The 12,790-nt window shown below is 57.5% G+C and carries 11 protein-coding genes; 3 read left to right on the top strand and 8 right to left on the bottom strand.

Annotated features, from left to right (window positions below; translation table 11 throughout):
• From cyoA to ACYZUC_RS15320, 8 genes are all read right to left on the bottom strand, one after another.
• Entirely contained in the window at nt 1–945 is a 945-nt protein-coding gene (gene cyoA, locus ACYZUC_RS15285) for a ubiquinol oxidase subunit II (protein ID WP_008025394.1), read from the bottom strand.
• An 828-nt stretch (nt 946–1,773) separates the two neighbouring features.
• Nucleotides 1,774–2,283: a disulfide bond formation protein B gene (locus ACYZUC_RS15290; RefSeq protein WP_032828589.1), complete on the bottom strand. Its 510-nt coding sequence runs from the start codon at nt 2,281–2,283 to the stop codon at nt 1,774–1,776.
• A gap of 313 nt (nt 2,284–2,596) precedes the next feature.
• Nucleotides 2,597–3,373, bottom strand: a complete 777-nt coding sequence (locus ACYZUC_RS15295) for an ABC transporter substrate-binding protein (RefSeq protein ID WP_461996624.1) — start codon at nt 3,371–3,373, stop codon at nt 2,597–2,599.
• 309 nt (nt 3,374–3,682) lie between these two features.
• Nucleotides 3,683–4,135: a molybdopterin synthase catalytic subunit MoaE gene (moaE, locus tag ACYZUC_RS15300; RefSeq protein WP_008044526.1), complete on the bottom strand. Its 453-nt coding sequence runs from the start codon at nt 4,133–4,135 to the stop codon at nt 3,683–3,685.
• A 3-nt stretch (nt 4,136–4,138) separates the two neighbouring features.
• Complete coding sequence (moaD, locus tag ACYZUC_RS15305) at nt 4,139–4,381, bottom strand: molybdopterin converting factor subunit 1 (RefSeq protein ID WP_008025385.1); 243 nt, start codon at nt 4,379–4,381, stop codon at nt 4,139–4,141.
• On the bottom strand, nt 4,378–4,851 hold the full coding sequence (moaC, locus tag ACYZUC_RS15310; protein ID WP_008044525.1) for a cyclic pyranopterin monophosphate synthase MoaC: 474 nt from the start codon (nt 4,849–4,851) through the stop codon (nt 4,378–4,380). Before moaC ends, moaD begins: the two co-directional genes overlap by 4 nt.
• Before the next feature lie 231 nt (nt 4,852–5,082).
• Entirely contained in the window at nt 5,083–6,477 is a 1,395-nt protein-coding gene (locus ACYZUC_RS15315) for a PhoH family protein (protein WP_008025381.1), read from the bottom strand.
• A 335-nt stretch (nt 6,478–6,812) separates the two neighbouring features.
• On the bottom strand, nt 6,813–7,937 hold the full coding sequence (locus ACYZUC_RS15320; protein ID WP_461996625.1) for a polysaccharide deacetylase family protein: 1,125 nt from the start codon (nt 7,935–7,937) through the stop codon (nt 6,813–6,815).
• Nucleotides 7,938–8,189: 252 nt separating this feature from the next.
• Here ACYZUC_RS15320 and yaaA point away from each other — a divergent pair, with 252 nt between their 5' ends.
• The 3 genes from yaaA to alg8 all read left to right on the top strand — a co-directional run bounded on the left by yaaA (nt 8,190) and on the right by alg8 (nt 12,773).
• Nucleotides 8,190–8,969 (top strand): peroxide stress protein YaaA, encoded by a 780-nt coding sequence (gene yaaA, locus ACYZUC_RS15325; RefSeq protein WP_008025377.1) that lies wholly within the window; start codon nt 8,190–8,192, stop codon nt 8,967–8,969.
• Between the two features lie 823 nt (nt 8,970–9,792).
• Complete coding sequence (locus ACYZUC_RS15330) at nt 9,793–11,109, top strand: nucleotide sugar dehydrogenase (RefSeq protein WP_461996626.1); 1,317 nt, start codon at nt 9,793–9,795, stop codon at nt 11,107–11,109.
• A gap of 182 nt (nt 11,110–11,291) precedes the next feature.
• Complete coding sequence (gene alg8, locus ACYZUC_RS15335) at nt 11,292–12,773, top strand: mannuronan synthase (RefSeq protein WP_461996627.1); 1,482 nt, start codon at nt 11,292–11,294, stop codon at nt 12,771–12,773.
• The last annotated feature ends 17 nt before the right edge of the window (nt 12,774–12,790 follow it).

The following is a 12,790-nucleotide window of genomic DNA, read 5'->3' on the forward strand; positions in this document are numbered from 1 at the left end:
TTACTCCTCTGCCCCGGCAGCTGAATGCGAACTCATGTCCATCCCTTCCATGGCGGCCACTTCGTGCTCTTTCTTCTCGTGGTGCATCGGCTTGCCTGGTTTCATGCCTTCGTACTTGTCGACGATGATCTGGAACAGGTTCGGCGTGACCGAGGAGTAGAGCTCGACTGGGTTGTTCTGGCTTGGCTTGGAAAGGGCTTCGTATTCAGCTTTTTCAAGCTGTTTAGGTGCCTTTTTGACTTCGCTGACCCAGGCGTCGAAATCTTCCTGGGAAGTGGCGATAGCTTTGAATTTCATGCCGGTGAAACCCGCGCCGCTGTAGTTGGCGGAGATACCGTCCATTTCAGCGTTCTGGTTGGCGATCAGGTGCAGTTTGGTCTGCATGCCGGCCATCGCGTAGATCTGGCCACCCAGCGCCGGGATGAAGAACGAGTTCATCACGGAGTCCGAAGTCACCTTGAAGTTGATCGGCGTGTGCGCCGGGAACACGATCTTGTTGACGGTGGCGATGCCTTGCTCCGGATAGATGAACATCCACTTCCAGTCCAGCGCGACCACTTCAATGGTGATTGGCTTGACGTCGGAGACCAGCGGCTTGTAAGGGTCCAGTGCGTGGGTCGACTTGTAAGTGACATAACCCAGGGCAATGATGATCAGCACTGGAACAGCCCACACCGCGATTTCGATCTTGGTGGAGTGCGACCACTTCGGCGTGTACACGGCGTCGGTGTTGGACGCGCGGTATTTCCAGGCGAACAGGAAGGTCATGACGATGACCGGAACCACGACCAACAGCATCAGCAGCGTTGCGGTGATGATCAGGTTTCGCTCGTCCAGGCCAACCTGGCCCTTGGGATCGAGCAAGGTCATGTTGCAGCCTGACAGCAACAACGTGCCGATCAGCGGCAATAAGCCTAGTAGTCTGGGGTACCTGTTTTTACTCATCTCACGACCTCTAAAGCAGCTTGCGCAATGCAGTTGGGTTTTGATCGCCAACACTTCACCCTGCCAAGGGTTGGCATTTTCTTGGATTGAATAAGGGCCGCCCGTCGCGCGTCAGACGCTGCTCGACAATTCCTGGGCAAGCGGTGAGTTCTTATTCGAATTCGTGGTCAAAGGCCTTGTTACAGACCAATTCCATTTGGTGCGGATAGTTGGAAGGCACCGACACCAGAGGAGTCGTATGAAGCCATCCGGCCCCTCGACGTCCTATTGCTGCTCAAGCACCTGAAGCAGGGTGAGCAGTGCCGGGAATTCAGTGCGGGCGATTGTAGATATGTAACGATTCATAAACCATGTCTCATCCCGAAATAATTTTTATCCATTCCAGCAACAATCATTAACGGTTTTCGCAAAAGTGCGGCATCTTATCGAAATTAATTCTCAACAAAAACACCAAAATAAGTAGGGCTACCACGCGCAGTTCAGACAGTATCGAAAGCTCTGCCTCTGCCCTCTACCCTGCCTAAGCCCCCATGTGACAAGGGCTCTGGCAATTTGCCAGGGCCTGTTAAAACTGCCTGTTCCAGGTTGAGAGCGTTAAAGCCTGTTGCGAAATCAGAAGACCAATTTCGTTGCGTGGACACGCACCAATCCGACTCGTTGAAATGCCTTGCGACACTCGCGCTGTGACAACATGTCGCACATGCGCCGCACCCGTTCTTGTCGCGCATCAAGGTCTTTTTACCCGCGCCCTGAATGGCAAAACGCCCCGGCTCTCTCAACGAGGGCCGGGGCGTTTTCATGTGTTACGCAGCGATACCGCGAATGACGTCAGCGCAGCGCCTTGCGGTTGCGCGAGGTGAGCAACGGCACCAGCACCACCACCAGGACAAAGGCAATCAACGCCCACTGTGCCAGCGACAGACCGAGGATCGGCGGGTACGGTGTGGAGCAAAAACCATCGACCTGGAACCCCAGCGGGAAGATCTTCGCCAACGGCAGACCATCGACTATCGGTTGCAACACATCGATGCCGCAGCTGACCGCCGGATAGAACTGGGTATAGACGTGATGCCCAGCTACGCCGACGCCTGCCAGGGCGCAGATCACCACCAGGGTTTCAAACACCGTGATGCTGCGGCGGGTGCGCATTGCCGCGCCGATGAACGCGAAAATTGCGATCAGCAACAAGGCGTAGCGTTGCAGGATGCACAGCGGGCACGGCGCCTCGCCCAGCACGATCTGCATGTACAGCGCGCCGCCGATCAGCGCCAGACAGATGATGCCCAGCAACACCAGATAGCGCCGCTCACGGCCCAACCGCATCGTTTCCTCGCTCATTGCGTTTCCCTTCTAGATATCGATTGACCGGAAGTCTACACGCTGGCCCGGACGTTGGAGAGCCCGGGGCGTGCGGAATAGATGTCGGGGAATAAACGATAGGGCGGTTAAGAAGGGATTAACTTCCAGCATATTCGTGGGATGTAAAAAGCCGACGGCCTCCAACTTGTAGGAGCCGGCTTGCTGGCGATGGTCGTTAACGATAACGCGTGCTGCCTGGATCAACGCGGCGCACTTGGGTCCATCGCCAGCAAGCCGGCTCCTACAAGGGAAACGTGTACATCAGCGAAACCTCTCAAACCTGGGCGTTCGGTCAGTCGCCGTAGATATCAGACTTGAAGTACTTATCCGAAATCTTCTGGTACTCGCCGCTGGCGCGAATACCGTCGATGGCCGTGTTCAGTTGGCTGACCAACTCGGTGTTGCCTTTGCGCACCGCAATCCCGGCGCCCTCGCCCACGTATTTCGGATCCTTGAGCTCCGGCCCGACGAAGGCGTAACCCTTGCCGCGCGGCATCGACAGAAAGTCATTCAGCGGGATGGTGTCGGCGAAAATGGCGTCGAGGCGACCGGCCGCCAGGTCCATGTAGATCTCTTCGTTGTTGCCGTAACGCTTGACAGTGATGCCCTTGGGTTCAAAAACCTCGGTGGCATAACGATCCGTGGTGGTCGCACGTTGCACGCCGACGGTCTTGCCTTTGAGGCTGGCGTACTGATCATCCACCGCCGCGCCTTCCTTCATCACCAGTCGCGATGAGGTGAAGTAGTACTTGTGGGTGAAGTCCACTGACTTCTTGCGGTCTTCGTTGATGGTCATGGACGACAGCGCCATGTCGATTTTCTTCACTTTCAGGGAAGGAATCAGACCGTCAAACTCACCTTCGACCCACACGCACTTGACCTGCATCTGCGCGCACAGGGCATTGCCGATGTCGTAGTCGAAACCGACGATTTCACCTTTGTCGGTTTTCGACGCGAACGGTGGGTAAGCCGCCTCGATGCCGATGCGCAGGGTTTTCTCGGCGGCAAACAGAGTGCTGCACGCCAACAGGCTCAGGGCCAGACCGGTGATGAGGGGGAATTTCTTCATGTTCGTTCTCTCGCGGGTTGTTGTTGGTTTGGCAAGACAGAAGAAAGAGCAGAAACGGGGCACGCCTTTTTTGTACTTATAATTCCATACTGGACTTTTATGTATGAACCGTCAATTGGGGGGAATGCGGATGCGCCGGCCGGTGGTCGGGCGGTGAGTCAGGATGGTATTGGGTGATGCAGATGGCGTCTTCGCGGGCAAGCCTCGCTCCTACAGGGTTTTGTGTCGTTCACATAATATGCGTATGACACAACCCCCCTGTAGGAGCGAGGCTTGCCCGCGAAGGCGTAATTGAATGCGCTACAGGAACTACTGCTTCCAGCGATCCGCAGCCGCATGATCACTGTCACGCCCTTCCACCCAGCGCGCGCCTTCACGGGTGTTCTCTTTTTTCCAGAACGGTGCGCGGGTTTTCAGGTAGTCCATGACAAAGGCGCAGGCATCGAACGCGGCCTGGCGGTGGGCGCTGGCCGCGCCGACGAAGACGATCGGCTCACCCGGTTCCAGGGCGCCGATGCGGTGCAGCACTTCCAGCTTGAGCAACGGCCAGCGCTGTTCGGCCTCGATGGCGATCTTGCCAAGGGCCTTTTCGGTCATGCCCGGATAGTGCTCCAGGAACATCCCGGCCACGTCGAGCCCGTCATTGAAGTCGCGCACGTAACCGACAAAACTCACCACCGCACCGACGCCGACATTGGCGGCGTGCATGGCGTTGACTTCCGCCCCCGGATCGAACGCCGTGGACTGCACGCGAATCGCCATGGTTCAGCCCCCGGTCACGGTCGGAAAGAACGCCACTTCATCGCCATCACTTACCGGCTCGTCGAGTTGGCAGAGGTCTTCGTTGCGGGCGCACATCAGGTTCTGCTCGCTCAACACATCGGCGCCGTCACGCTTGGCCAGCAGCGCGCGAACGTCATCGACGGTGGCGAAATCCCCTTCAACTTTCACTGAGTCGACACCCAGTGCTTCTCTATAACGAGCGAAAAACTTCACGGTGAGGTTCATGACTGATCCGCCTGGTAATGACCGCTCTTGCCCCCGAGTTTCTCCAGCAACCGCACACTCTCGATGGTCATGCCACGATCCACGGCCTTGCACATGTCATAAATCGTCAGCGCCGCGACACTGGCTGCGGTCAGCGCTTCCATCTCGACACCGGTCTGCCCGGACAACTTGCAGCTCGCGACGATGCGCACGGTGTCGTCGCCTTCGGCACTCAGTTCGACCTTGACGCCGGTGAGCAGCAACGGATGGCACAGAGGAATCAGATCGCTGGTTTTCTTCGCCGCCTGAATGCCGGCGATGCGCGCCACGGCGAACACATCACCCTTGGGGTGACCGCCGCTGACGATCATTTGCAGGGTTTCGGGCAGCATGCGCACCCGCGCCTGGGCGGTGGCTTCACGGAACGTTACGTCTTTTTCAGTGACGTCGACCATGTTGGCGCGACCTTGGGAATCGAGATGAGTCAGCACAGGGTTACTCCTGATCAAGAGCCTCGATTGTAAACCTGTGGGTCAATCTTCCGCACGTTTGATTATTGGATCATTCACAACCCTGTAGGAGCCGGCTTGCTGGCGATGGCAGCCTTAAGATCAACGCAAGGCTCAAGGCCCTATCGCCAGCAAGCCGGCTCCTACAGGGTTTTGTGTCGGGCATAAAAAAACCGGGCGACCCGCAAGGGCCGCCCGGTTCTGGTGACGTGGTTACAAATGCGATTCCGCGTATTCGGCCAGAATCGAGCGAGGCACCCCTTGCAGGGTGATGTGCACACCGTTGGGGAAATCCTTGAAACGTTCAGTCAGGTAGGTCAGCCCGGAGCTGGTCGCGGACAGGTAAGGGGTGTCGATCTGCGCCAGGTTACCCAGGCACACCACTTTGGAACCGGCGCCGGCACGGGTGATGATGGTTTTCATCTGGTGCGGCGTGAGGTTCTGGCATTCGTCGATCAGGATCAGGCTCTGCTGGAAGCTGCGCCCCCGGATGTAGTTGAGGGATTTGAACTGCAACGGCACTTTGCTGAGGATGTAATCGACGCTGCCATGGGTGTTTTCGTCATCCATGTGCAAGGCTTCGAGGTTGTCGGTGATGGCACCCAGCCACGGCTCCATTTTTTCCGCTTCGGTGCCGGGCAGGAAACCGATCTCCTGGTCCAGGCCCTGCACGCTGCGCGTCGCGATGATCCGACGATAGCGTTTGCTGACCATGGTCTGCTCGATCGCCGCCGCCAGTGCCAGGATGGTTTTGCCGGAACCGGCCGCACCCGACAGGTTGACCAGGTGAATATCCGGATCAAGCAAGGCGTACAGCGCCAGGCTCTGATAGATGTCACGCGGTTTCAGGCCCCAGGCTTCCTGGTGCAACAGGGGCTCCTGATGCAGATCGAGAATCAGCAGCTTGTCTTCGTCGATCTCCTTGATCCAGCCGACAAAGCCCTGCTCGTCAATGATGAACTCGTTGATGTGCACGGCCGGCAGGTTGTCGGTCAGCTTCACCTGATGCCAGGTGCGGCCGTGGTCCTGACGGGTTTCGACATTACTCACGCGATCCCAGAAGGAGCCGTCCATGTTGTGATAACCATTGGGCAGCAACGAAACGTCATCAACCAGTTGGTCAGTGCTGTAGTCCTCGGCCGCGATCCCGCAGGCACGGGCCTTGAGGCGCATGTTGATGTCTTTGGTGACCAGCACGACGGGCAGCTTTGGCGCACGCGCGTGCAGGTCGATCAACTGATTGATGATGATGTTGTCATTCAGGTGTTCGGGAAGAATGATGTTCGGTTCGGCGCGTTTGCTCATCAGAATTGACAGCAAACCCTTGGGCCCACTTTTGCCACGCTGGATCGGCACCCCCAGCTCAACGTCTTCAGGGCTGGCTTCGCCCAGGGTCTTGTCGATCAGGCGAATCGCCTGACGGCATTCCGCAGCCACGCTGTGATGCCCGCTCTTGAGCTTGTCCAGCTCTTCAAGCACGGTCATCGGGATCGCGACGTGGTGTTCTTCGAAGTTCAGCAGGGCGTTTGGATCGTGAATCAATACGTTGGTATCGAGTACATAAAGGATTGGCTGGTTGGAGGAAGAACTACGTCCGTGATCATCCATACTCGGTCACCTTTGTGGGAGCCATTCGACGCAATACCTTGGCGGTGCTGCGCCTCGAAGTGACTGCCGAATTCACCTGCGGGGACTCAGGTGAACTGCTCACAAAATGGGTCTTGGGAGACGCCACCTGTGTTGCAGGTTTCGGCGGTCTGTCTTCGTAATACTCCAAAACATGTGACAGAAAAAAGCACTTTGACGCTTTTTTGAAGTTTATTTTTCAGAGTGACGAATAGCCCTTGGCGTGCAGGCAATGTGCCGTTAAAGTCGGAAGTCCGCCTGCACTGAATTTCCTTCCAGAATCGCCTTAGCCCCAATGTTTATGGGCTTTCCCGCTTTCAGCGAAACGCATCCTGACAATCTTCCCAACCGATCCCGCTGAGCGCCGTTTGCGTGACAAGCCAGGGCATCGCCGTTTTCACGCCATCCTGTTTAATGTTGAAATTGATCACCCCATGCCGCCACAACAGCATCAAGGTCAACACGCGCTGCGCGCTCTGATTGGCCTTGAGTTTGCCGGCGCCGTCCTGGGCATCGATGTCCCATAGCGCCACTTGCAGGCCCTGGGATCTGAAGAAGCCTTGCGCATCTGAACGGCGCTGACCATCGGGAGGACGAAACAGCGGCACGTAGTTCTCCGGAAATTTGCTTTTGACCAGTTCGGCGCTGCGCCGCACCGAGTCCTGCCAGTCCTGCCAATAGCTGTGGGAGCGGAACTCCCAGCCTTGCACGCCGATGCACTGCGCCGAGTAAGTCGCTTGCAGGTTGGCGACGGAACGATCGGTCAGACGCGCCTGAATGTCCTTGCCAAGTACGAAAAACGTGCCCGTCATGTTGGCCTTGCGCAGGTACTCGGTGACCCACGCCGTGTTGTCCGGCGCGGCATTGGCGGCGCTGTCGAAGGTCAACAGGAACAGCCGGTCATGCATCTGCTCGCCGTTGCGCTCGTAGTCGCCAAAACGATCGATTTCGCTGCTGGTTTGCGGAAACAGCGCAGCCTTGCGCAATTGCTCGTCGAGGTACTGCGCATGGAACAGTCGGCTCGGCTCGGACCACTTGATGTAGTAGCTGTCGGCGCTGACCTGAAACTTGGCGGCTTGCTCACGCAAGGTGGCCATGTCCTCCACCAGATAACACCAGGAAGCGTCCTGATCACAACTCTGCTGGGCGAAGTTGTAGTTGGCCAGCAACTGTTGCCACATGCGCTGCCGCAGACGGTTGACCGAGTCCAGGTTGATGGTGCGCAGGCCCAGGCGCTGGGCCAGGCTTGCTTCATCCAGCGATTCGCTGGCCAGCAGCACGCGCGCGAACATCAGAATCTCTGCCCGCGAGGCGACATCGAACAGCGTCGGATTGCTGAGCTGTTCAGGCCAGGTGCTGCGATCGAGCGTCGCCACATCGCCCGGCGCCGCCATGGCACCGAAACTCAACAGCCAGGCCGAAAAAAGAAAAACGATACGCAATGGGATGTCTCCATAACAAAACCCGCGCGGCACTATAGCTGATCCGGCACTGGCCACGTTCCCCTGTAGGAGCGAGGCTTGCCCGCGAAAGCGGTGTATCAGTTACCGATGATGCCGACTGACACACCGCCTTCGCGGGCAAGCCTCGCTCCTACAGATATTGTGTAAGCCGTCGATCACCTATGGACTTGATAGCTGGAGTCAACACGGACAACCCCCTAGAATCGCCCCACGATTAAAGGAGACGACTTCATGCTGATGGTGATTTCCCCCGCCAAGACCCTCGATTACGAAACACCGCCGGCCACCCAGCGCTTCACCCAACCGCAATACCTCGACCATTCCCAGGAGCTGATCCTGCAATTGCGCGACCTGACGCCGGCGCAGATCAGCGAGCTGATGCACGTCTCCGACAAGATCGGCGGGCTCAACGCCGCGCGTTTCGGCAGCTGGACACCGGCGTTCACGCCTGAAAACGCCAAACAGGCCCTGCTGGCGTTCAAGGGTGACGTTTACACCGGTCTCAACGCACAAACCTTCAGCGAAGCCGATTTCGATTACGCCCAGCAGCATCTGCGCATGCTGTCCGGCCTGTATGGCCTGTTGCGTCCACTGGACCTGATGCAGCCGTACCGTCTGGAAATGGGCACCAAATTGCCCAACGCCCGTGGCAAGGACCTGTATGCCTTCTGGGGCACGCGCATCAGCGAATGGTTGAACGAAGCCCTGGCCGATCAGGGCGATGATGTGCTGCTGAACCTGGCGTCCAACGAGTATTTCTCGGCGGTCAAACGCAGCGCCCTGAATGCCCGCATCATCAATACCGAGTTCAAGGACCTGAAAAACGGTCAGTACAAGATCATCAGCTTCTACGCGAAAAAGGCCCGGGGCATGATGAGCCGCTTCGTCATCGAAGAACGCATCAACGACCCCGCAGCACTCAAGCAGTTTGACGTTCAGGGCTATCGGTACAGTGCCGAGCAGTCTAAACCGGACAATCTGGTGTTCCTGCGCGATCACGCCCCCGAATAAGTGCACCCGGTCGGTGCACGACCTCAATAGCGTCGTGCACCGTCTTCAAATCGTCAAACAATCCCCCGCCTTTCTCGCCAGTTATTTGGCGCCAATTTCCAATCAGTCAAAATCCTAACTTTAGTTTCACTCGACTTTCGTGATTTTTTTCAGTAGTGGCACTAAAAAAATTTATTCGTAGTGGCATAAGACTATCTAATCCGACGACGACCCTATGTATCAAGGGTGAAACAGCCGTTGCTATCAATATGAAAGCAGTGCCATCTTTTTCAATATTTCAAGAAATTTCAGAATTCACGAGAGGTGGACTGGAACTATGTCCAAATGCGTAGCTCATACCACCGGTAACCATTATCTCTGAACATGTACGAGATAACTTACGCAGAGAAGAGATTCACGCAGTGAAGTTGTCACAATAACTTCGGCTAAATAATCCCTGATTTGGGCAACATCTGAAGGAAAGGAGATAACGCATCACTACTATCCCCTACACGGCCAAGGCTGCGCCCCTATAAACGTGCTCATCTGAGCACCCAACCGCTTGATTGACGGGCTTCTGGCCTGGTATTGAGCGCGCAAGACCTTTGCACGAAGGACCTCGACCAGAGGACTCGGCTGCATAACAGGGCAAGTCATAACAATAAGGCCTGGTTACGCACACCTTGAGTGCACTTATTTAGACACTCGGAACTTAGTATGCCTGTACACGGTATTGCGGCGCCTGTCGCCCGAACTTCCGAGTGCATTATGACCGCTGAACACACTTAACTCCGGCCATGTAATGGCTTGTTGAACACAGTCTTGTTAACGAGAGGTAAATGCGATGCGCATCAGCATATTTGGTTTGGGTTACGTCGGTGCAGTATGTGCCGGTTGCCTGTCTGCACGGGGCCATGACGTCGTTGGCGTGGATGTCGCCAAAGACAAGATCGATATGATTAACGCCGGTAAATCACCGATCGTTGAACCAGGTCTGGGCGAACTGCTGGCCAAGGGTATCGAGACCGGCAAACTGCGCGGTACGACCGATTTCGCAGAAGCGATTCGCGACACCGACCTGTCGATGATCTGCGTCGGCACGCCGAGCAAAAAGAACGGCGACCTGGAACTGAACTACATCGAAGCCGTGTGCCGCGAGATCGGTTTTGTCCTGCGTGACAAGACCACCCGCCACACCATCGTGGTTCGCAGCACCGTTTTGCCGGGCACCGTCGCAAACGTTGTCATCCCGATTCTCGAAGACTGCTCCGGCAAGAAGGCCGGTGTTGATTTCGGTGTGGCGGTGAACCCTGAGTTCCTGCGTGAAAGCACCGCGATCGCCGACTACGACCTGCCACCGATGACCGTCATCGGCGAATTCGACAAGGCATCCGGCGATGTTCTGCAATCGCTGTACGAAGAACTCGACGCGCCGATCATCCGCAAGGACATCGCCGTTGCCGAGATGATCAAGTACACCTGCAACGTGTGGCACGCCACCAAGGTGACCTTCGCCAACGAGATCGGCAACATCGCCAAGGCGTGCGGCGTCGATGGTCGTGAAGTGATGGAAGTGGTCTGCCAGGACAAGACCCTGAACCTGTCCCAGTACTACATGCGCCCAGGCTTCGCCTTCGGCGGTTCGTGCCTGCCGAAAGACGTGCGCGCCCTGACCTACCGCGCCGGCGCTCTGGACGTGGAATCGCCGCTGCTGAACTCGCTGATGCGCAGCAACGAATCCCAGGTCCAAAACGCCTTCGACATCGTTTCCAGCCACGACAAGCGCAAAGTCGCCCTGCTGGGCCTGAGCTTCAAGGCCGGCACCGATGACCTGCGCGAAAGCCCGCTGGTGGATCTGGCAGAAATGCTGATCGGCAAAGGCTACGACCTGAGCATCTACGACGCCAACGTCGAATACGCCCGCGTTCACGGTGCGAACAAGGACTACATCGAGTCGAAGATTCCTCACGTCTCGTCCTTGCTCAACTCCGACTTCGACGAAGTGATCAACAACTCCGACGTGATCATCCTCGGCAACCGTGACGAAAAATTCCGCGCCCTGGCGCAGAACGCTCCGCACGGCAAGCAAGTGATCGACCTGGTCGGCTTCATGTCGCAAGCCACCAGTGTGAGTGGCCGTACCGAAGGCATCTGCTGGTAACACAGCCTCTGTAGGAGCCAGGCTTGCCGGCGAACCAGGCGCCCCGGTGTGTCAGGCAGGCAGCCTTCGCGGGCAAGCCTCGCTCCTACAGGTTTTGCGGTGACGTTACGGTTTTCACAAGCCTGCCTTAACCCCATCGGGCCACCCCACAGGCTCGCCCGAGATCGAGACGGATGCAGATTATGCACAGGCTAAAGCACGGCCTACTTCAGGCCGCCGGTTGGCTGTTTTACTTAAGTCTTTTGATGGGCATCGCCATGGCGCTGCCTGTGTCCACGTTCGACTCCGAGTCGAAGGACTTCATTTTCCTGATCGGTATCGTCGGTATCTGGCGCTACTCGATGGGTGCCACGCACTTTCTGCGCGGCATGCTGTTTCTGTACGTGGTCTACCCGCACCTGCGGCGCAAAGTGCGCAAGCTGGGTAAAGCGGCAGACCCGTCACATGTGTTTTTGATGGTCACCAGTTTCCGTATCGACGCGCTGACCACCGCCCAGGTCTACGCCTCGGTGATCCGTGAAGCGATCGACTGCGGCCTGCCGACCACCATGGTCTGCTCCATCGTGGAAATGTCCGATGAGAAGCTGGTGAAAAGCCTGTGGACCAAGATGAATCCACCGGAGCGCGTCAAGCTCGACTTCGTGCGCATTCCCGGCACCGGCAAGCGTGATGGCCTGGCCTACGGCTTCCGCGCCATCTCCCGTCACCTGCCGGACGACCGCGCCGTGGTGGCCGTGATCGATGGCGACACCGTGCTCGCCGAAGGCGTCGTGCTCAAGACCGTGCCGTGGTTCCAGCTGTTCGGCAATGTCGGCGGCCTGACCACCAACGAATTCTGCGAAGTGCGCGGCGGCTACATCATGAGCGAATGGCACAAGCTGCGTTTCGCCCAGCGCCACATCAACATGTGCTCGATGGCCCTGTCCAAACGCGTGCTGACCATGACCGGCCGGATGTCGGTATTCCGCGCCTCCGTGGTCACCAACCCGGACTTCATCGCCGACGTGGAAAGCGACTCGCTGCAACACTGGCGCCTGGGCCGCTTCAAGTTCCTCACCGGCGACGACAAGTCGAGCTGGTTCAGCCTGATGCGCTTGGGCTACGACACGTTCTACGTGCCGGACGCGGCGATCCACACCGTGGAACACCCGCCGGAAAAAAGCTTCATCAAGGCCAGCCGCAAACTGATGTTCCGCTGGTACGGCAACAACCTGCGCCAGAACTCCCGCGCCCTGGGCCTGGGGATGAAACGCCTCGGCCTGTTCACCTCGGTGGTGCTGTTCGATCAGCGTGTGTCGATGTGGACATCCTTGCTGGGCCTGACCGTCGCGCTCATCGCGTCGTTCAAGTACGGCACCGCGTTCATCCTCGTTTACCTGCTGTGGATCGGCATCACCCGACTGATCCTGACCCTGCTGCTGTCCTGCTCCGGCCACCGGATCGGTCCGGCTTACCCGGCGATTCTCTATTACAACCAGATCGTCGGCGCGCTGGTGAAGATCTACGTGTTCTTCCGCCTCGACCAACAGTCCTGGACTCGCCAGCCCACTTCCCTGACCCGTGATCTCGCCAGCTTTCAACGTTGGTTCAACACCTGGTCGTCTCGGACCATGACCTTCTCCGCCGGCAGCATTTTTGTCGCCGTGCTGCTGATGATGGTCTGACCGCCCCCTTATTGAAT

This window comes from Pseudomonas sp. GT1P32, from assembly GCF_054897805.1.

What these genes read in the sequence shown, in the direction of transcription:
- moaE (WP_008044526.1), bottom strand. Translation starts at nt 4,135, where the DNA reads ATGGCGATTCGCGTGCAGTCCACGGCGTTCGATCCGGGGGCGGAAGTC.
- alg8 (WP_461996627.1), top strand. Translation starts at nt 11,292, where the DNA reads ATGCACAGGCTAAAGCACGGCCTACTTCAGGCCGCCGGTTGGCTGTTT.
- ACYZUC_RS15290 (WP_032828589.1), bottom strand. Translation starts at nt 2,283, where the DNA reads ATGAGCGAGGAAACGATGCGGTTGGGCCGTGAGCGGCGCTATCTGGTG.
- cyoA (WP_008025394.1), bottom strand. Translation starts at nt 945, where the DNA reads ATGAGTAAAAACAGGTACCCCAGACTACTAGGCTTATTGCCGCTGATC.
- moaD (WP_008025385.1), bottom strand. Translation starts at nt 4,381, where the DNA reads ATGAACCTCACCGTGAAGTTTTTCGCTCGTTATAGAGAAGCACTGGGT.
- ACYZUC_RS15295 (WP_461996624.1), bottom strand. Translation starts at nt 3,373, where the DNA reads ATGAAGAAATTCCCCCTCATCACCGGTCTGGCCCTGAGCCTGTTGGCG.
- ACYZUC_RS15315 (WP_008025381.1), bottom strand. Translation starts at nt 6,477, where the DNA reads ATGGATGATCACGGACGTAGTTCTTCCTCCAACCAGCCAATCCTTTAT.
- yaaA (WP_008025377.1), top strand. Translation starts at nt 8,190, where the DNA reads ATGCTGATGGTGATTTCCCCCGCCAAGACCCTCGATTACGAAACACCG.
- ACYZUC_RS15330 (WP_461996626.1), top strand. Translation starts at nt 9,793, where the DNA reads ATGCGCATCAGCATATTTGGTTTGGGTTACGTCGGTGCAGTATGTGCC.